Genomic DNA, 17,227 nt, shown 5'->3' with positions numbered 1-17,227 from the left:
GCCGCGAAACGCCTCGATACCATTGAATGTATCGCCCGCCGCGAGGCCGGTGTGCACGCCGGTTTTCAGATTGATCGTCACACCGACACCCTGATAGGCGTCTTCGTAGCTGGCGGTGTCAAAACCTGCGCCGCCGATCAGTTGATCAGCACCTTCGCCGCCGATGAGAAGGTCGTTGCCATCCCCACCATTCAACACATCATCACCCGCCAAACCGCGTATTTGATCATCGCCTGCGGTGCCTACCAGCGTATCGGCACCATTGGACCCGTAAATTACCGCCATTTCATCTTCCTTGTGTGAGTGTGTTTGTGTTGAAAACTACGTAGAAGCGCAGTACTGCCCCGACCTGAGTCCGGCTTGAATATATGCGGTGCGGATGAAAGTTTGACGCGCGCCGCTGCTGCTCCAGGAGAGTGCAAGTTCCGCACCACAGCGACCGACGAACGGTACAAAACTGAACACTCGTCCCAAATAACGCGCATAAAAAAACCGACGCACCAGGCATCGGTTTTCAGTGCAGCTATCAGATCACATCAAGCCATTTGAATAATGGTCTGCATAATCGTGCTCTGAGTCGAAATCGTCTTCGCGTTCGCCTGATAGTTCGATTGACCCTTGATCAGATCAACCAACTCATTGGTCAGGTTAACGTTGGACTCTTCCAGAGAGTTGGACTGGATGGAACCCAGAGTACCGGTCTCCGGAGCGTCATAACCCGGGATACCCGAGGCGAAGGTTTCCTTCCAGCTGGTGCCGCCGACTGCTTGCAGGCCTTGCTCGTTGGTGAAGCTGGCCAGCGCAACCTGGCCGATGGCCTTGTTCTGGTTGTTGCTGAAGTTGGCGAACAGAGTACCGGTGCCGTCGATGGTCAGGTTGGTGATCTGGCCGGTGGCGTAACCATCCTGAGTCGGAATCGTACGCGAAGTATCAGCGTTGTACTGGGTGGTCTTGGCCATCGAAATGGTCACGCCGGCCGGGTTGGCAGCTGCGCCGTTAGGCGTAAAGACACCGCCGGTCACTGTGCCCGGCTTCCAGTTTTTCAGGGTCAGGTCGCTGCTGATGATCGGGGTCGCAGGATTCGCTGGATCAGGCGTGCTGATCTGAGTCAACTTGCCAGCAGAGTCAAAGGTCAGAGTCGAGGCCGTTGGCGGAGTGGTTTTTGGATCGCTGCCCGTTGCATCCGGGTTACGCCCATCCACCAAGGTATAAACCTTCCAGGTGTTTTGGCCGGTCTTCACAACATACTGATCCATGTCGTGCTTGTTGCCCTGCGAATCATAGATCGGGGTGCTGAAAGACTCGGTGTAACTCTCGACCTTGGTCGGATCGAATTTGACGCCGGTGGCGCCGGTATCGACGATCACCGGGGCCGAAGAGTTCAGGTTGATGCTCGAGCCCACGGCCGAGGTCGACTTCGGCGCCAGGTTCGAAGTGTCGATCTTCAGGTCGGTCAGAACGCCTTTGATGACGCGGCCATTGGAGTCCACACCGTAACCTTGCAGATGTGAGGTGTAGTCGGTGTTAGTGATGAAACCCTGGTCGTCGACTTTGAACGTACCGGCACGGGTATAGGAAATCGAACCGTTGTTGCTCATAGTGAAGAAGCCCGAACCGTTGATACCCATGTCCAACACGTTGCCGGTATTGCTGATGTCACCCTGGGTGAACTGCTGCGATACGTTAGCCAGGCGCACACCGTTACCGATGACCTTGCTGCCGGTGCCGAGTCGGGTCGCCGAATAGACGTCTTCAAACTCTGCACGGGAAGATTTGAAACCGGCAGTCGCGACGTTGGCGATGTTGTTGCCGGTCACGTCCAGTTGTTTATTGGCTGCATAGAGACCGCTAAGGCCGATATTGAAAGACATATTCCACTCCTTTGTGCCGGTTAGTCGGCTCTATATACCAATGGTTTGTACTTTGGACAGGGCAACGCTGCCCTTGCCTGCCAGGTTGAGCATCAGCTCGCCGCCGGTCTGGCTGATCGTGACGCTGTTGACCGTGGCTGGCAGGTAGGTCGCCAGATCCGTCGCCGTGCCGTTGATCGGCGCGCTGGCCTTGACGGTGTAAGTGCCGGCGGCAACCTGAACGCCGTTGTTGTCCTTGCCATCCCAGGTAAAGGAGGCACTGCCGACTGCGCGGCTGCCCAGATCGATGGTGCGAACGGCCTTGCCGTCCTTGTCGGTGATGGTCACCGTGCCGCCAGCGATCGACGAGGTCACGTTGACCGAGCCGGTCATGCCTTTGCTCGGATCGTCCATCTGCACCGAGTTGGTCTGCACGATCACGTTGCGGCCAACCAGAGACGACGCCTGCAACGCTTGCGAAGAGTTGTAGTTGCCGGCAAGACCGGTCACGGTGGAGTTCAGGGTGGTGATGCCTTCAAGGCTGCTGAACTGGGCCAACTGTGCAACGAATGCACTGTTGTCTTGCGGGTCGAGCGGATTCTGGTTTTTCAGCTGGGTAACCAGCAATTGCAGGAACGCATCCTTGCCCAGGGCCTGGCCACCCGTAGTGCTGTTGGTCGCAGAAGCAATCCCGTCAGAGGTCGTGCTACTGGTCTTCTTCGCAGAGTTGGCCAGTAGATCCTTCATGCTCAGGGTGCTGGTGGAATCGGTAACGCTCATGGCAGTCGCCCCTTGTTACTGACCGAGGGTCAGTACTTTCTGCATCATGGTTTTGGCGGTGTTCATCATTTCGGCGTTGGTCTGGAAGGACCGGCTCGCGGAAATCATGTCAGCCATTTCTTCCACCACGTTGACGTTCGGGTAAAAGACGTAACCCTTGGCGTCGGCAGCCGGGTGATTCGGCTCGTAGCGCGCTTCGAGGTTGCTCTGGTCTTCGACTACGCCCATCACCTGCACGCCCTGACCGGCAGCGTCCTGGTTCTGGAACAGCGAGTCGCTGCCGCCGCTCTGGCCACCCTGGAACATGGTGGCGAACACCGGGTGACGGGCGCGATAGGTCTGGTCGATGCTCGACGAGACGGTTTCGGCGTTGGCGATGTTCGAAGCCACAGTGTTAAGACGTGTGGTCTGTGCGCTCATGCCGCTGCCGGCAATGTTGAAAACGCTGGACAGGGACATGGATTACTCTCCGCGCAGGGCTGAAACCAGCCCTTTGAATTTGCTGTTGAGCAGGGTGAAGCTGGCCTGGAAGCCAACCGCGTTTTCCGCGTAGTTGGATTGTTCCAGCTGAGCGTCCACGGTGTTCTGGTCGATCGACGGTTGCATCGGCGTGCGATACATCAGCGATTCGTCGCCATTGCCCAGGCCTTCAGCTTCGATGTGACGGCTGTTGGTCTTGTTCAGGGCGATGGTGCCGTTCTGGTTTTTCTGCGTCTGTGCTTCGAGCACTTTGGAGAATTCCAGATCCCGAGCCTTGTAGTTCGGGGTATCGGCGTTGGCGATGTTATTGGCCAACACTTCAGCGCGCTGGGCGCGGAAGCCCAATGCCTTTTCGTGAATGCCGAGCGCTTTATCGAAGCTGATGCTCATGTCGGGACCTTCAGGTAACCGGATTTTTCGTAACTGAGCTTTAGCAAGCCGCGTGCCAGTTTGCAAAAGCCCGGATTCCGGGGCTTTGCGGGCAGTGGCAAAGCGGCAATGCCAGAAAAGCGGCAACCGGTTTCCGCCAGATGCCGCTTTTCTGCCGCTTGCCGTCACCGCATAAACGCCGGGCAAAAAAAACGGGAGCCCCTGAGGACTCCCGTTCTGGTGTTGCCGGTGTTGATCATTTCGCCTGGTAGATGATCCCCGGGCTGCACTGAACCATCTGGTAATGATCGGGCAAACCGTTCAGCGCTTCGGAAGCGCCAAGGAACAGATATCCGCCCGGCTTCAGCGTGCTGTGGATGCGCAACAGGATGTCTTTCTTCACCTCGGCGGAGAAGTAGATCAGCACGTTGCGGCAGAACACGATGTCGAACTTGCCCAGGCTGGCGTAGCTGTCGAGCAGGTTGAACGAGCGGAACTCAACCCGGCTCTTGATCGGCGCCTTGATTGCCCAGCGACCCGGCCCTTTCGGGTCGAAGTAGCGTTGCAGGCGATCAGGCGACAAACCGCGGCCGATGGCCAGGCTGTCGTACTCGCCGGTCTTGCAGTTGTTGAGCATGCTGCCAGACAGATCGGTGGCAACAATCTGCACGCCCATTTTCAGCTGACCGAGGTTGCTGCGCTCGAACTCGTCGATCGACATCGACAGCGAGTACGGTTCCTGACCCGACGAGCAAGCCGCCGACCAGATCCGCAGACGCTGGTTTGGTGCAGCCTTGATCGCTTCCGGCAGTACCTTGTTCTTCAAGACTTCAAACGGATAGGTGTCACGAAACCACAGGGTTTCGTTGGTCGTCATGGCATCGACCACCTGCTCGCGCAAACCGCTGCGCGGCTGGGTCTGGATGCGCTGTACCAGCTCACCCAGGGACTTGATGCCTTGCACTTCCATCAGTTTGTTGAGACGGCTCGAGACCAGATACTGCTTGTTTTCACCGAGCAAAATGCCACAGGCTTTTTCCAGGAAGACCCGGAACTGTTCGAAATCCAAATTACCCGTAGACAAAGATGCCGCCTCTTAAATCGTGTTGACCGCCAGGAGCAAAAGGCTCCTAGCTGATATCTGCTGCTTTGATCCGGTCGACTACCCGGGATGCCAGGTCATCAGGGCGGAATTTGGCCAGAAAGTCATCGGCACCGACTTTCTTGACCATCGCCTGATTGAACACTCCCGACAACGAAGTATGCAGGATGATATGGAGCTTTTGCATGCGCGAGTCGCCGCGGATCTCGGCCGTCAGGGTGTACCCGTCCATCTCCGGCATCTCGATGTCGGAGATCATCATCAGGAACTCTTCTTCCGGCTTCTTGCCTTCGTCGACCAGTTTGCGCAGGTAATCCAGCGCTTGCCGACCGTCGTTCAACGCCACCACTTCGACACCAATCGTCTGCAGACAACGCGTCACCTGCTTGCGCGCCACCGACGAGTCATCGACCGTCAGTACCCGCAACGACAACGCTTTGGTCTGCGTCTCGACATCGACCACGCCGACCGAAATCGCTTCCGGCGTCGGTGCGACTTCCGCCAGCACTTTTTCGACGTCGATGATTTCGACTAACTGATTGTCCACTCGAGTCACAGCGGTCAGGTAATGATCGCGCCCCGTCCCCTTCGGTGGTGGATGAATCTCTTCCCAGTTCATGTTCACGATGCGTTCCACCGAGCGCACCAGGAAACCCTGGGTCTTGGTGTTGTACTCCGTGATGATCACGAACGGGTTGTTCTTGTCTTTCAAAGCACCCGAGCCGGTCGCCATTGCCAGATCAAGGATCGGAATGGTTGCCCCCCGGATATTCGCCACCCCGCACACGACAGGACTGGACTTGGGCATCAGTGTCAGCTTGGGGCATTGCAGCACCTCGCGCACTTTGAACACGTTGATCCCGTATAGCTGTTGGCCGTCGAGACGGAACAACAACAGCTCCAGGCGATTCTGCCCTACCAGTTGCGTGCGCTGGTTCACCGAATCCATTACACCAGCCATGCCCAGACTCCTACACCAACGCCAAGTGTTGTTGCGACGCACATTCATTGCTAAACGGCACGGCGCTTGCTTTTTAACTCGTATGAACGCTCAAACGACATTATTCCGACACCTGACATCTCCCCTCCGCAGAGGGCTTTGCGCGATGTCCGCCATTTGCTGCTTTTACGCTGGCAGCCCTGCCGTTGCTGATACGGTTACCATGCCTGACATGCTTATCGGCGTGACTCAGGGCTTTCTTGAATTCACCGTAGAAGACTATCTGGCCAGCAGTCAAACCGAAGGCCGCTACGAGATCGAGGTCAACCAGCTCGATCCTCGTATGCGCATGCCTATGTGCGACAAGGAATTGACAGCCACTCTGGAGAGTCCGGCACGCCCTCTGGGGCGGGTTACGGTCAAGGTTCGCTGCGAGGGCGGATCGCCCTGGACGGTGTTCGTACCCGCTCAAGTCCGCCTGTTTCGCGAGATTGTGACGACCACGCGCCCGCTCAGACGCGCAGGCATCATCGAGCCTCAGGACGTGACCTTGCGTGAGCGTGATATCAGCCTGATCAACCAAGGTTTTTTGACGTCGGTGGATGAAGCGATCGGGCAGAAATTGACCCGACCAACGGTAGCCGATCAGGTCATTACTCTGGTGCATCTGGAACAAGCCGAAGTGGTACGCAAGGGCGATCAAGTGGTAATCACCGCGCGCAGCGGCACGATGGCCGTGCGCATGCCGGGTGAAGCCCTGGCCAACGGCGGCCTGAAAGAACAGATCCGCGTGAAAAACCTCAATTCGCAACGGGTCATCAAGGCGCAGGTGGTCGCGCCTGGCCAGGTGGAAGTGGCGATGTAGCGAGATGGAAAACTGGCGCTGGGCCGAGCTGTTCCCTAAACTGTGGCGCATCGGACCTGCATGCAAACTCATGGGTAAATGAGTCTAAAGTTTTCCAGGGGATGGCCGAAAACATGGCAAGCGTCCAAATTCCCAGAGGTTTTTATCATGGTCATCGATTTCAGCCGTTTGAACAGCTCCTCGCCACTTACCGGCAGTACACGTACCAGCAACGCCAGGGAAACCGCCGAAACCGGCACCTCCGCGCCGCTGAATACCCCGGCCGAACAGGCCAGTACCGCTAAAGCCGGGGAATCGGTACACCTCAGCAATGAGGCTCAACAGTTGCAGAAGGTCACTGACAAGCTGCGCGATCAGCCTGCCGTCGACAATGCCCGTGTGGCCGAGTTGAAAGCAGCGATTGCCGATGGCAGCTATAAAGTCGACAGCAACCGTGTAGCCAGCAAACTGCTCAACTTCGAAGCCCAGCGCTAGGCTTTCGCCGGCGCCAGGCTTTTGGACGCTTAAAACCCAAGGCCAGCCATGCACGACACTAATTTACTGCAACTGATCACCGACGACTTTGCTCCAGCTCAACAGTTGCTGGAGTTATTGCAATCCGAGTCCCTCGCCTTGCACGGTCGCGACATGCCGGTGCTGGAAGAAATTCTGGCGCGCAAACAGGCGCTGATCATTCTGCTTGAACAGCATGGCCGCAAGCGCAGCGAAATCCTCGTCAGCCTCAATCTGCCCGCCACGCGCGAAGGCCTGGAGCAACTTGCCAGCCAGTCGAGCATCGGCGCGCAGTTGATGGCTGAGAGCGATGTCCTCACCGATCTGATTGCCCAATGCCAGGCGGCTAATGTGCAAAACGGCCAGTCGATCGTGATCCAGCAGGCCGCCACGGCCAATCAGCTGAAAATCCTCACCGGCGGCGAGCCTCCGGCGCTTTACGATGCCACCGGCACCTTCTCCAAGCTGCAGAAGCCGCGCGCACTCAGTCAGGCATAAGCTGTTCTATGCTTGCGCCCTATCAACACGCGTTACATGCTGGCAAAATGCTGGCTAGCCGTAGTCAAATTTTGTCTGGAGATTGATCTAACGTGTCCAATGATGACGCTCCGCAGCCCCCAAAGGTGCTCACCACGCCCCTGGAAATCTCCAGCAACCTGCGCCAGCTGCAAGAAAGCCATGATCCACTGATCATCACCTTTCACGAGCGCAGTCAGCGCTTCCAGAGCTACCTGATCGAAGTTGATCGGGAATCCGCCACCATCAAGTTCGATGAAATGATCCCGCGCGACGGCGAGCGCTTTCTCGAAGCTGGCGAACCGTTCAAGGTCGAGGGCTTCCATGACGGTGTACGCATTGCCTGGGAATGCACCGGCACGCTGAGCATCAAGGATTCTGATGGCGACCGCTTTTACGTCGGCGACTTGCCCGAAGAAGTGGTTTACCACCAGCGCCGCAATGCCTTTCGCGCTGCCCTGAAACTGGCCGACCTGGTCAGCGTCGTGCTCGGTGGCGAAAAGCTCAAGGCACCGATCGACGGCAAGTTGCTGGACATCTCCGCTACCGGTTGCAAACTGCGCTTCGAAGGCGACATCACCGATCGCCTGCAACTGGGCCAGGTCTATGACCGCCTCGCTGCCGCGCCGCTGTTTGGCAACCAACCGGTCTCGGTCGAGTTGCGTTATCTGCACTTCGAAGAAAAACTCAACATTACCTTCGCCGGCCTGCGTTTCCACAACATCAGTGGTCCGGCCGCGCGCAATGTCGAGCGCTTCGTCTATCAGTTGCAACGTGAAGCACGGCGTTTCGACAAAGACGATATGTGATCGAATACGCAATGAAAAACGGGCAGTCCCTTGCGGTGACTGCCCGTTTTTTTGTGCCTGAGATTTAAGGTCGGGCCTGGGTGAAGCTTGGCCCTTGGGGATCATCCTCAGGTGGGACGGTGTGCGTATCCTGCTCGGTTTCGGGCTCGGGTTCCGGCTCGGGATCAACCGGATTCTGCATCTGCTCCTGCACCACGTGCTCATCGACCCGCGGATCGAGCGCTGCCACCAGCGGCGAACTGGACATGCTGTCCGGCATTGCAACGTGGTGCAGCGGCGCATCCTCGACCTGATGCATGTTGGTCACGGCTTTCGGCCGGATGCGCCACACCAGTACCAGCGCAAAGAAGGTGAAGAACGCGTACAGGCTTTGCGGCCCGAACAGCTTCATCAGCACGCCTGCCGCCAACGGCCCGATACTCGCACCGACGCCATAGGTCACCAGCAGCATCGCCGTCAGCGAAACGCGCCGATCACCCTCGACGTGGTCGTTGGAAAACGCCACGGCCAGCGGATACAGACAGAACTGCACCAGCGAACACAGGAAGCCGACGATAAACAGCACTTCCAGCGGCACGCTTGGCATGATCGCCAACGGCAACGCGGCCACTGCCAGAAACATCGCAAAACAACGAATCAGCAGCGCCCGGTCATAGCGGTCGGACAACCAGCCCAGCGGCCACTGCACCAGCAGACCGGCAAAAATACAGCTACCCATGAACAGACCGACCTGTTCGGTCGACAGCCCTTGCTGCGACGCATACAACGGCGCCAGACCATAAAACGAACCGATGATCAGACCGGCACCGAGCACCGTACTCAATGACTGCGGCACGCGCTTGATAAAGAAGCGCGGCTCCATCGGCGCCGGGTGTAGCGGTGCCGGGTGAATACGTCGGGTCAAAGTCACCGGTACCAGACACAGCGCGAAGCACAGGGCAACCACCATCAGCAGTTCCAGACCGAGGCCCGGGTGCATGACCAGAATCAACTGCCCGAGCACCAGCCCCAGATACGAGGCAATCATGTAGCCGCTGAACACCAGACCGCGCTGATTGGCGTCAGCCTGTTCGTTGAGCCAGCTTTCGATGACCATGTATTGGCACATCATGCCCAGACCGACGATGGTCCGCAGCACCAGCCACGCCGGCAGCCAGTCCACCAGTCCATGGCCGAGCACCGCCGCACCGACGATCCCCGCGCATGCAGAGTAAGCCCGGATGTGCCCGACGCGGGCGATCAGGCGGTGGCCGATCTTGCCGCCCAGCACCAGACCGAAATAGTTGGCCGCCATCAGCGCACCAACCCACAGACCGTCGACATTATCCGCAGCCAGGCGCAAAGCCAGGTAAGTGCTTAAAAGACCCGAGCCGATCAACATCATCAGCGAGGCGAAATACAATGCTCGAAAGGATTTCCAGATTTGGCGCATCGGCGTTCCGAGCGGCTCCTTGCAGTGATTATCGGGCTATCGAAAAAAGATAGCCCGATGGCGACATTACGTCAGGCCTGGGCTGCTAGAACACGGCGTTCCCAGGGAGTTATTTCGTCAAAGAAACTGGTCAACTCCATGGTTTTCGATGCGATGTAGCCTTCGATGAACTCCTTGCCGAACAGTTCCTTGGCAAGTTGACTGCGTTTCAGACGCTCCAGCGCGGCGTGCAAGGTACATGGCAGCGAAAGATTATCCGGCACTTCGAATTCGCCCTGGATCGCGGCGGTGGGTTCCAGTTCGTGTTCGATGCCGTACAGACCGGCAGCCAGGCTCGCAGCAATCGCCAGATACGGGTTGGCGTCGGCGCCCGGCAAACGGTTTTCCACCCGACGGGCGACCGGCGAACTGGCCGGAATGCGCAGCCCGGCGGCGCGATTGTCGTGCGACCAACAGGCATTGTTCGGCGAAGCGAACGGATGGCACAGGCGCTGGTAGGAATTGACGTTCGGCGCAAACAGCGCAGTGAAATCCGCCATGCCCGCCTGCTGGCCGCCGATGAAATGGCGGAACATTGCGGTCGGCTGGCCATCGGCGTCGTTGAACACATTTTTGCCACTGTTGATGTCAACGACGCTCTGGTGAATGTGCATCGAACTGCCCGGCGTATGCGCCAGCGGTTTAGCCATGCACACCACGGTCAGGCCATGCTTGAGCGCAACTTCTTTGAGCAGGTGTTTGAACAGGAAGGTCTGGTCGGCCAGCAGCAGCGGATCACCGTGCAGCAGGTTGATCTCGAACTGGCTGACACCCATCTCATGCATGAAGGTGTCGCGCGGCAGATCCAGCGCGGCCATGCATTTATAGACTTCGCTGAAGAACGGCCGCAGCCCGTTGTTCGAGCTGATGCTGAACGCCGAATGTCCGTCTTCGCGGCGCCCGTCGAGGCCGACTGGCGGCTGGAACGGCTGGGTCGGATCGGTGTTCGGCGCGAACACGAAAAATTCCAGCTCGGTCGCCACCACTGGCGCCAGGCCGCGCGCTGCGTAGCGGGCAATCACCTTTTTCAGCTGGCCACGAGTCGACAGGTTGGAGCCTTCGCCGGTCAGCTCATCGGCATCGCAGATCGCCAAGGCGCGTGGCTCATCGCTCCACGGCAAACGGTGAATCTGCGCAGGATCGGCGACCAGCGCCAGATCGCCGTCGTCGCTGCCGTAAAAGCGCGCCGCCGGATAGCCACCCATGATGCATTGCAGCAGCACCCCGCGCGCCAGTTGCAGACGCCGCCCTTCGAGGAAACCCTCGGCGGTCATTACCTTGCCGCGTGGTACGCCGTTCAAATCCGGCGTGACACATTCAATCTCATCAATGCCCGTCAATCGCTGTGCGAGTGAGCGCTGGCCATCGGTTGTCATGACGCAATCCTTGTTATTGTGCGAGCCGCGAACGGCGACCCGAACAAAATAGGCTCCGGCTGTTCGGAATATCAAGCAGCGTCAAACAAAAAGCTCTGAGTCAGGGCAGATAGATGCTGAACACACCGCCGCCCAACGGTCCGCCATTGCGCAATTCGGTATGCCCGCTAACGCCATTGCGCTGATGCAACGCGGCAATCCGACCGGCGAAGTACAAACCCAGCCCGGTGCTGCCGCTGCTGTGGTTGATGCCCTGCACATAATCGGCCTGACGTTCGAGCATCTCGGCCGGGTAACCCTCGCCGTCATCATTGATGCTCAGCACCAGTTGCCCGGCTTCGTCGCTGACGGTGATCAGCAGCGCTTCACGGGCATAACGAATGGCGTTGTTGATGCAGTTGCCGAGCACCGAAGCGATCAGCTCGCGATCAAAGAAACCCAGCGGACTCAGCGGATCGACTTCATAAGTTGCGAGGATCCCGCGACTGGCGAACACCTCTTGATGCGCCGCCAGTTGCGCTTCGAGGAAATCATCCAGCTCGTGATACGCCGGCTGCAGCGGCATCTGATTGACGCCGAGCTTATACAGCCCGAGCAGTTGCACCAGCATGCCGTTCAGGTGCGCGAACTCGAAGTCCATCACGCCCTGCTCCGGGCTGTGCCGCTGTGCTTCGGGCAAACGCGCCAGCCACTGACTGTGGGTCTGCATGAGCATCGCCAGCGAGTTCTTCATGTCGTGCACGGTGGATGCGATCACCGTGGAAAAATCCAGTGCCTGCTCGTCGTGGTTCATTCGCCAAACGCCTTGCTTTTCAGCTTCTGATAGCGCGAAAAACGCGCGTCGGTGTCGGGCATCATGCCCACCAGTTTCAGGCAGGCCCGACATTCTTCCAGCTCCGCCGACGGCACACTGGTGTCGGTGCCGTGCAGCAGCGACTGCGCCATGTTCAGCGCGATACTGATGTTCTTCGGCTGCATCTTCAGCGCCTTGCGGAATACCTCGCGGGCCTCCACCAGGTTGCCGGTCTTGTACACGCGCACGCCCTGCCGGTTGAGATCGGCGGCGGCGTTACTCGAACTGAGAATGCTCGGGTCATCGGTGAGTTTGGCGATGTCTTTCATCACCGCCGGATCGTCCCCGTAGATCTCCGCGCAGCTCTTGAGCATCGAGGTGCCCGCCTCGGCCTGACCGAGCATCTGCAATTGCTTGGCCACCAGCAGCGCTGCCTCGGGACTCATGAACTGCTCCATGCCGTCGAGGCGCAGCATCGCCTGCTCGGTGAGCTTCTCGGCGGTCTCGGCGTCGTTCAGCAACAGACTGGTGGCCTTCATCAGGCGCGCGCGGATCTGCAAACCCGGATCGCTGGGGTTTTCCTTGGCCACAGCGCTGAGCGTAGTGTTGATCTCCAGCCGCGTGCGCGTGTCGAGGCCCTTTTCGCTGCCCTTGCTGATCAGCGCATGGGCGAGTCCGAGGTTGCTTTCCGCATCCTTGAAGCGCGACTGCGCACCTTGCGCCACAGCCTGACGATAAGCCTTCGAAGCAGTGTCGAAGTCTTCGTTGGCCATCGCCAGTTTGCCCAGCAACGCCTGACGCCGCACCGCCAGCGGCGACAGGCGAATGGCTTCTTCCAAAACTTTTTGCGCGCCCTTGCTGTCGCCTTCGGCGATCAGCACATCGGCCATGCCGTCGTACAACGATGGCATCATCGGGAAGACTTTCAGGGCTTTTTCGTACACGCCTTTAGCCTGTGCGACCTGACCGCGCTTGAACAACAACTTGCCCAACCCGGCGAACGCCCACGGCAGCGGCCGATCGGCAATGATGCTGTCGTACAGACGCTCAAGCGCTTCGTTCTGATTGAGGTCGCGCAGCGCATCGGCGCGATAGCGCAGGCACAGCGGCGAATAGCGGATGTCCTGCTTGCACAGGGCGATGCAGGCGTTGAGCACCTCGACCGGTTTACCGCGATCAAGCGCTTGCAGAATCGGCTTGAGCAGCGTCTTACGCTGCTCCAGACGCTCCAGCCGCTGAGCCAACCCGGAGCGGTTGAACGGCTTGGTCAGGTAAGCGTCCGGCTCGTGCTCCAAGGCACTGAGCACCATCGCCTGACTGGTCTCGGCGGTGACCATCACGAATACCGCTTCGTGGCTGATCAGCTTTTCCATCATCAAGTCTTCGAGCACCTGCTGGCCGTTCTTCTTGCCGTCGCCGAGGTGGAAATCCTGCAGGATGAAATCGTAAGACTTCTGCGAGCACATTTTCAGCGCCTGCTCGCCGGTGTCGGCGGTGTCCACGTCCTTGACCCCCAGCTCGCGCAGCATCGAGCGCACGGAACTGCGGAAATCCGAAAAATCATCGACGATCAGAAAACTCTTTTGGTGATACGACGACATCAACGATTTCCAGGCAATTGAGAGGATGAACCGGGGGGCATTTTTCAGGCGCGCAGATCATAGCTGGCGGCGAAATGCTATCAAGCGATTTCGTGCAAATCTGAAGTTACCGTTGGGGTTATCGGCCACAAGTGGCATTCCCTTGAAGCGGTGCTTCAAGATTCGTTGCGCGACGATTACTCTGCGCGGCTATTCCCTCCCTACTTCAAGGTTTTGATCGTGTACATCAAAGGACGCTACATCGTGTCGGCTTGGGCGCTGCTGTTTACCCAGCTCGCCACGGCCGCCGGAATGGACTGTGCGAAAGCGGCGAGTGTTGTGGAAATCGCTATTTGTGCGAACAAGCCGTTGTATGAACTGGATGTGCAGATGGGGAGGGTTTATGGGCGGCTGATTAAGGCTGCTACGCAGGGACAGCCTGAGGTGAAGAGCGCCCAGCGGCAGTGGCTGAAGACGCGCGATGCGTGCGGCGAGGATGTCAGTTGCTTGAATCAGCGCTATACGGATCGCTTGCAGGCATTGCACGCGCAGTGGACCGATGCGGTCGCGTATCAACCTGACGATATCGACAAACAGGTCACGGAGGATCTGCAACAACGCATTCGCGATATGAGCAAGGTGTATCCGGAGTTTGCCTTGGAGCGGGCAGTGGGCTCTCTCACGATCAGCAAGGGGCAAACCTCATTCGATGGCGATCCGAATGACGACCCGAGCGAGGATCACACGCTGTTTCCGAAAAAAATCCCCAAGGGCGTCACCCAGGATGAATGGAGGGCGCTGACCGCCTCAGGTCTCGACGCGGACGCAGAGCAAGGCCGGGCCACTTATACATTGATGGATCTGGATGGCGACGGACAGCGCGACTTGCTCATTGCAACCTATACCGGCGGTACTGGGCTGTTTACGTTTTATGACACGCTGCGTCGTGATGGAGGGCGGTTTACTCGCCGATTGACACCCTACGATCCTGAAGCGGGCGCAGGCAGTTCACTGTTCTCCATAAGTGATCGCGGCGCTGACCAGTGGGCAAGCTGGATCAAGTCCCACGGGAGAACGTATCTGGCCTTCCGCGACGGCTCTTACGGTGTTGATGAGCTGTACTTGATCAATCCTTTGAAGATCAACCGTCAGATACCGACGATTACGGTTCGGTATGACTACCGACTGACGGTGCCTCGCAGTCAATATCGCGAGGCAGACAACACCGCTTACAAGCTTGATCCAGGCTTGCGGAAGACGCTCAGCCGAGCGTTGATCAAATCGAACGCTGGCAAACCTCAGCAACCGAGCGAAAGTACAGCGCCGCTATGCCCCATTCCCGCGTCGGGAGAAGGCGACGACAACTATTCCAGTTACGGTGCAAGTTACTACGCAGTAGAGCCCGTCACGGACATGACGGTGATCATCGGCAACGATTGCTACATCGCAAGGTTGATCAACTGGTATGGACGTTACGGCGAAAAAGACGGGCTGAATGCACTGCTAATGCTGCGCAAGCCAGGTTCTGCAGATCCGGAACAGAGTTACTCGATCAACGGGCGTAGGCATGTGACGCAAGTTAGTTCGCAAGTAAGCACGCGCGGGGCTGAGTTGTTTTAGCTGCTGACTCTGCGCGATTGAGAGCCACAAAAAAGCCCCACCAGATCGCTCTGCGAGGGGCTTTCGAATATATGGTGTCCCAGGGCAGGTTCGAACTGCCAACCTTCCCCTTAGGAGGGGGATGCTCTATCCAATTGAGCTACTGAGACACAAGTCAGCCGATACGACAGACGGCGTGCATGGTAACGGCCAGGCCCTTATTTGTCATGTCGTCCAACGTGCTTTTTAAGTGTAGGCAGGCGCATTGCAAGGCTGACGGAAGTTTTACCGTGCAATTTGCATCCCCGCAAAAACCCGGCATTGCAGATTGCAATGTGCGACCTCTGCAAATCCAAGATAAAACCTTGTTTTTAAAGGACTTAACAGCGGTTAGACTGTTGGCACGCTGGCTGCTTTGTCTGTTCTTACAAAGAACGTTCGGAGACTCGCCTGATGAACAGCGCCCTCTTGCTTGCAAACGCAACCGCCCTGGCGGTTCTGGTGGGATTTCATTTTGCCCCCGAGAGCAATGAGCAGGTGGCGCAGCGCATGCCCCATTACCTGCAAGTGCAGCGGGCGCCGCAACTGGCGGTGTTGAGCGATCAGCGTGGTTTTGCGCCGCAGGATGTCAGCGAGACGCTACACACACCGCTTGCGCAGTCGACCGAACGTCTGGTGTTTTGAATCATTTTTCTGGAGTTAAGCATGTCCAAATCAGCCACGGGATTGTTAATCCTCGCGCTCTTGAGCGGCGTTTTGCATTTTTCGCTGTTCGATGAGGCCAAGATTTCCCCGCCTCTGATCAGTTGCGCCGTGTTTGCTGTGGGATTCATCCTGGCTTTGGTTATTGGCCGCAGAATCAAATTCGATCCTGTTCTACGTTAAGTCTGATCCAATCCAGCAACCGGGCGACGGTCTCCGCCAGATCGCCCGAGTTATCCAACAGATGAATGGGTGTTTCTCCAAGTGTCTCAGGCGCAACGAACAGCGCATTGCGACCCAGACGTGCATCAATCTCCGCCAGCCCTTCTCTTCCGCGTTTGAGCAGGCGCTGGCGCAGCACCTCATCCTTGACCGTCAACATGACGGGCAGCAGCGTCGGATAGCGTTCCAACGCCTGCGACAGATATCCACGAGAGCCGTTCACCAGCACATGCTGACCGGATTGCAGCCACCGGTTCATCTCAGCGGGAATGCCGTAATGCAGCCCATTGGCGCGCCATGCCAACGCAAACTCTCCTGCCTCCCGGCGTTTCGCGAACTCCGCAGACGACACGCCGATAGCGTCTTCGCCCACCGACTCTGCCGAACGAGTGATGACTCTGCGCACCACCTCGCACTTCAGCTCGCGCAACCCATCACGCGCGGCTTCGATCAGACTGTCTTTGCCAGAACCCGAAGGTCCCATCAGGTAAATAACCCTGCCATCCATCCTGAAAACGCCCTCCAGTGGGTGTTAGCCCTAGTAAATCGGCAAATTGCCACTATCCTGTACAAGGTAGGGAACGAGGGGTTTGAACCGCACAGCATGCACGTTCCGAGGCCTTTGGGCACCACTCGGCGTGTTTCAGGATGCGGTCAACCATGCGGGCCAGAGCAATCTTTTCAAACCAGTCCGCATTTCTGATAATTGGTGCTGGCATTACGCCTTTACCCGGATCAATATTTGTCACAGAATTGGCGCCAATGATCTGGCAATTTTGAGGCATGATGCCCGCCTCTTAGCAATTCAGGTTGAACCATTTGGCGCGGATGCTTGTCCTACCACACATCCTGCGGCCATTCCCGAAACCGCTCCCCTGAACTAACCGGTTAAATATATGCGCCCATTGAAACAGGCAATTTATTCCAGCCGTACGGCTGACAAGTTTGTCGTACGTCTGCCAGACGGAATGCGTGAACGCATTGCCGAAGTGGCTCGCAACCATCATCGCAGCATGAACTCCGAGATCATCGCGCGCCTTGAGCAGAGTCTTATTCAGGAAGGCGCACTGGGCGAAGAGCTGAGCATGCGTCTGGACAGCCCGGAGCTGTCACTGCACGAACGCGAACTGCTGCAACGCTTCCGCCAACTGTCCCACCGCCAGCAGAACGCCCTGGTGTCGCTGATCGCTCACGACGCTGAAATGGCTGCAGACGCTTCCTGATTCACACCAAACATCTCAAGCCAGCATGATTGCTGGCTTTTTTTTGTCCGCGATTTGG

Annotated in this window: 21 protein-coding genes and 1 tRNA gene; 9 read left to right on the top strand and 13 right to left on the bottom strand. The window is 57.8% G+C overall.

What is annotated here, in order from left to right; translation table 11 throughout:
- The 7 genes from ACP7BN_RS07395 to ACP7BN_RS07365 all read right to left on the bottom strand — a co-directional run.
- The coding region (locus tag ACP7BN_RS07395) for a calcium-binding protein (protein WP_426202842.1) at nt 1-285 on the bottom strand (285 nt) is incomplete at its 3' end.
- Nucleotides 286-536: 251 nt separating this feature from the next.
- Nucleotides 537-1,871 (bottom strand): flagellar hook protein FlgE, encoded by a 1,335-nt coding sequence (gene flgE / locus ACP7BN_RS07390; protein WP_426202840.1) that lies wholly within the window; start codon nt 1,869-1,871, stop codon nt 537-539.
- A 30-nt stretch (nt 1,872-1,901) separates the two neighbouring features.
- Nucleotides 1,902-2,630 carry a flagellar hook assembly protein FlgD gene (gene flgD, locus ACP7BN_RS07385; RefSeq protein WP_426202837.1) on the bottom strand — a complete coding sequence of 243 codons (729 nt, stop codon included), beginning with the start codon at nt 2,628-2,630 and terminating at the stop codon, nt 1,902-1,904.
- A gap of 15 nt (nt 2,631-2,645) precedes the next feature.
- Nucleotides 2,646-3,089, bottom strand: coding sequence for a flagellar basal body rod protein FlgC (flgC, locus tag ACP7BN_RS07380; RefSeq protein ID WP_420646438.1), 444 nt, complete (start codon nt 3,087-3,089; stop codon nt 2,646-2,648).
- 3 nt (nt 3,090-3,092) lie between these two features.
- The gene (flgB, locus tag ACP7BN_RS07375) at nt 3,093-3,500 is read right to left on the bottom strand and encodes a flagellar basal body rod protein FlgB (RefSeq protein ID WP_420646437.1); all 408 of its coding nucleotides are present in this window, start codon (nt 3,498-3,500) and stop codon (nt 3,093-3,095) included.
- Between the two features lie 235 nt (nt 3,501-3,735).
- Entirely contained in the window at nt 3,736-4,563 is an 828-nt protein-coding gene (cheR, locus tag ACP7BN_RS07370; protein ID WP_426202833.1) for a protein-glutamate O-methyltransferase CheR, read from the bottom strand.
- A 46-nt stretch (nt 4,564-4,609) separates the two neighbouring features.
- Complete coding sequence (locus ACP7BN_RS07365; protein WP_420646435.1) at nt 4,610-5,542, bottom strand: chemotaxis protein CheV; 933 nt, start codon at nt 5,540-5,542, stop codon at nt 4,610-4,612.
- An 82-nt stretch (nt 5,543-5,624) separates the two neighbouring features.
- Here ACP7BN_RS07365 and flgA point away from each other — a divergent pair, with 82 nt between their 5' ends.
- The 4 genes from flgA (at nt 5,625) to ACP7BN_RS07345 (ending at nt 8,203) form a co-directional block, all read left to right on the top strand.
- Complete coding sequence (gene flgA / locus ACP7BN_RS07360) at nt 5,625-6,386, top strand: flagellar basal body P-ring formation chaperone FlgA (protein ID WP_426202831.1); 762 nt, start codon at nt 5,625-5,627, stop codon at nt 6,384-6,386.
- 147 nt (nt 6,387-6,533) lie between these two features.
- Complete coding sequence (gene flgM / locus ACP7BN_RS07355) at nt 6,534-6,860, top strand: flagellar biosynthesis anti-sigma factor FlgM (protein WP_420646433.1); 327 nt, start codon at nt 6,534-6,536, stop codon at nt 6,858-6,860.
- Between the two features lie 48 nt (nt 6,861-6,908).
- Nucleotides 6,909-7,376, top strand: coding sequence for a flagella synthesis protein FlgN (locus ACP7BN_RS07350; RefSeq protein WP_420646432.1), 468 nt, complete (start codon nt 6,909-6,911; stop codon nt 7,374-7,376).
- A 92-nt stretch (nt 7,377-7,468) separates the two neighbouring features.
- On the top strand, nt 7,469-8,203 hold the full coding sequence (locus ACP7BN_RS07345) for a flagellar brake protein (RefSeq protein WP_420646431.1): 735 nt from the start codon (nt 7,469-7,471) through the stop codon (nt 8,201-8,203).
- 64 nt (nt 8,204-8,267) lie between these two features.
- On the opposite strand, the gene ACP7BN_RS07340 is transcribed toward ACP7BN_RS07345, so the two are convergent.
- The 4 genes from ACP7BN_RS07340 to ACP7BN_RS07325 all read right to left on the bottom strand — a co-directional run bounded on the left by ACP7BN_RS07340 (nt 8,268) and on the right by ACP7BN_RS07325 (nt 13,444).
- The gene (locus tag ACP7BN_RS07340; RefSeq protein WP_426202826.1) at nt 8,268-9,635 is read right to left on the bottom strand and encodes an MFS transporter; all 1,368 of its coding nucleotides are present in this window, start codon (nt 9,633-9,635) and stop codon (nt 8,268-8,270) included.
- A 71-nt stretch (nt 9,636-9,706) separates the two neighbouring features.
- Nucleotides 9,707-10,948, bottom strand: a complete 1,242-nt coding sequence (locus ACP7BN_RS07335; RefSeq protein WP_426203287.1) for a glutamine synthetase family protein — start codon at nt 10,946-10,948, stop codon at nt 9,707-9,709.
- Nucleotides 10,949-11,150: 202 nt separating this feature from the next.
- On the bottom strand, nt 11,151-11,843 hold the full coding sequence (locus ACP7BN_RS07330; protein WP_426202824.1) for a sensor histidine kinase: 693 nt from the start codon (nt 11,841-11,843) through the stop codon (nt 11,151-11,153).
- Complete coding sequence (locus tag ACP7BN_RS07325; RefSeq protein ID WP_426202822.1) at nt 11,840-13,444, bottom strand: response regulator; 1,605 nt, start codon at nt 13,442-13,444, stop codon at nt 11,840-11,842. Before ACP7BN_RS07325 ends, ACP7BN_RS07330 begins: the two co-directional genes overlap by 4 nt.
- Nucleotides 13,445-13,663: 219 nt before the next feature.
- On the opposite strand from ACP7BN_RS07325, the gene ACP7BN_RS07320 reads away from it, so the two are divergent.
- On the top strand, nt 13,664-15,043 hold the full coding sequence (locus ACP7BN_RS07320; protein ID WP_426202820.1) for a lysozyme inhibitor LprI family protein: 1,380 nt from the start codon (nt 13,664-13,666) through the stop codon (nt 15,041-15,043).
- Nucleotides 15,044-15,115: 72 nt separating this feature from the next.
- Here the strand turns inward: ACP7BN_RS07320 and ACP7BN_RS07315 are convergent.
- Nucleotides 15,116-15,192 (bottom strand) — tRNA-Arg (locus ACP7BN_RS07315).
- Between the two features lie 283 nt (nt 15,193-15,475).
- Between ACP7BN_RS07315 and ACP7BN_RS07310 the strand changes: the two genes are divergently transcribed.
- Together ACP7BN_RS07310 and ACP7BN_RS07305 are read left to right on the top strand one after the other, a co-directional pair.
- Nucleotides 15,476-15,706 (top strand): hypothetical protein, encoded by a 231-nt coding sequence (locus ACP7BN_RS07310; RefSeq protein ID WP_420646426.1) that lies wholly within the window; start codon nt 15,476-15,478, stop codon nt 15,704-15,706.
- Nucleotides 15,707-15,727: 21 nt separating this feature from the next.
- Complete coding sequence (locus ACP7BN_RS07305) at nt 15,728-15,907, top strand: PA3371 family protein (RefSeq protein ID WP_420646425.1); 180 nt, start codon at nt 15,728-15,730, stop codon at nt 15,905-15,907.
- Here ACP7BN_RS07305 and phnN read toward each other — a convergent pair.
- Nucleotides 15,882-16,454 carry a phosphonate metabolism protein/1,5-bisphosphokinase (PRPP-forming) PhnN gene (gene phnN / locus ACP7BN_RS07300; protein WP_426202818.1) on the bottom strand — a complete coding sequence of 191 codons (573 nt, stop codon included), beginning with the start codon at nt 16,452-16,454 and terminating at the stop codon, nt 15,882-15,884. The two genes, ACP7BN_RS07305 and phnN, sit on opposite strands and share 26 nt — an antisense overlap.
- An 82-nt stretch (nt 16,455-16,536) precedes the next feature.
- Here phnN and ACP7BN_RS07295 point away from each other — a divergent pair, with 82 nt between their 5' ends.
- Together ACP7BN_RS07295 and ACP7BN_RS07290 are read left to right on the top strand one after the other, a co-directional pair.
- Nucleotides 16,537-16,830 (top strand): hypothetical protein, encoded by a 294-nt coding sequence (locus ACP7BN_RS07295; RefSeq protein ID WP_420646423.1) that lies wholly within the window; start codon nt 16,537-16,539, stop codon nt 16,828-16,830.
- Between the two features lie 12 nt (nt 16,831-16,842).
- The gene (locus ACP7BN_RS07290) at nt 16,843-17,169 is read left to right on the top strand and encodes an Arc family DNA-binding protein (protein ID WP_003178899.1); all 327 of its coding nucleotides are present in this window, start codon (nt 16,843-16,845) and stop codon (nt 17,167-17,169) included.
- Nucleotides 17,170-17,227: the final 58 nt, after the last annotated feature.

It is taken from the genome of Pseudomonas sp. TWP3-1 (assembly GCF_049896625.1).
Lineage (GTDB): Bacteria > Pseudomonadota > Gammaproteobacteria > Pseudomonadales > Pseudomonadaceae > Aquipseudomonas.
This window is presented reverse-complemented; position numbering and strand designations above follow the sequence as displayed.

Coding starts and splice junctions, on each gene's coding strand:
- ACP7BN_RS07290 (WP_003178899.1), top strand. CDS start 16,843: ATGCGCCCATTGAAACAGGCAATTTATTCCAGCCGTACGGCTGACAAG.
- ACP7BN_RS07305 (WP_420646425.1), top strand. CDS start 15,728: ATGTCCAAATCAGCCACGGGATTGTTAATCCTCGCGCTCTTGAGCGGC.
- flgE (WP_426202840.1), bottom strand. CDS start 1,871: ATGTCTTTCAATATCGGCCTTAGCGGTCTCTATGCAGCCAATAAACAA.
- ACP7BN_RS07325 (WP_426202822.1), bottom strand. CDS start 13,444: ATGTCGTCGTATCACCAAAAGAGTTTTCTGATCGTCGATGATTTTTCG.
- ACP7BN_RS07310 (WP_420646426.1), top strand. CDS start 15,476: ATGAACAGCGCCCTCTTGCTTGCAAACGCAACCGCCCTGGCGGTTCTG.
- phnN (WP_426202818.1), bottom strand. CDS start 16,454: ATGGATGGCAGGGTTATTTACCTGATGGGACCTTCGGGTTCTGGCAAA.
- flgC (WP_420646438.1), bottom strand. CDS start 3,089: ATGTCCCTGTCCAGCGTTTTCAACATTGCCGGCAGCGGCATGAGCGCA.
- ACP7BN_RS07340 (WP_426202826.1), bottom strand. CDS start 9,635: ATGCGCCAAATCTGGAAATCCTTTCGAGCATTGTATTTCGCCTCGCTG.
- flgA (WP_426202831.1), top strand. CDS start 5,625: ATGAACGCTCAAACGACATTATTCCGACACCTGACATCTCCCCTCCGC.
- ACP7BN_RS07335 (WP_426203287.1), bottom strand. CDS start 10,948: ATGACCGCCGAGGGTTTCCTCGAAGGGCGGCGTCTGCAACTGGCGCGC.
- ACP7BN_RS07330 (WP_426202824.1), bottom strand. CDS start 11,843: ATGAACCACGACGAGCAGGCACTGGATTTTTCCACGGTGATCGCATCC.
- ACP7BN_RS07365 (WP_420646435.1), bottom strand. CDS start 5,542: ATGGCTGGTGTAATGGATTCGGTGAACCAGCGCACGCAACTGGTAGGG.
- ACP7BN_RS07350 (WP_420646432.1), top strand. CDS start 6,909: ATGCACGACACTAATTTACTGCAACTGATCACCGACGACTTTGCTCCA.
- flgD (WP_426202837.1), bottom strand. CDS start 2,630: ATGAGCGTTACCGATTCCACCAGCACCCTGAGCATGAAGGATCTACTG.
- flgB (WP_420646437.1), bottom strand. CDS start 3,500: ATGAGCATCAGCTTCGATAAAGCGCTCGGCATTCACGAAAAGGCATTG.
- flgM (WP_420646433.1), top strand. CDS start 6,534: ATGGTCATCGATTTCAGCCGTTTGAACAGCTCCTCGCCACTTACCGGC.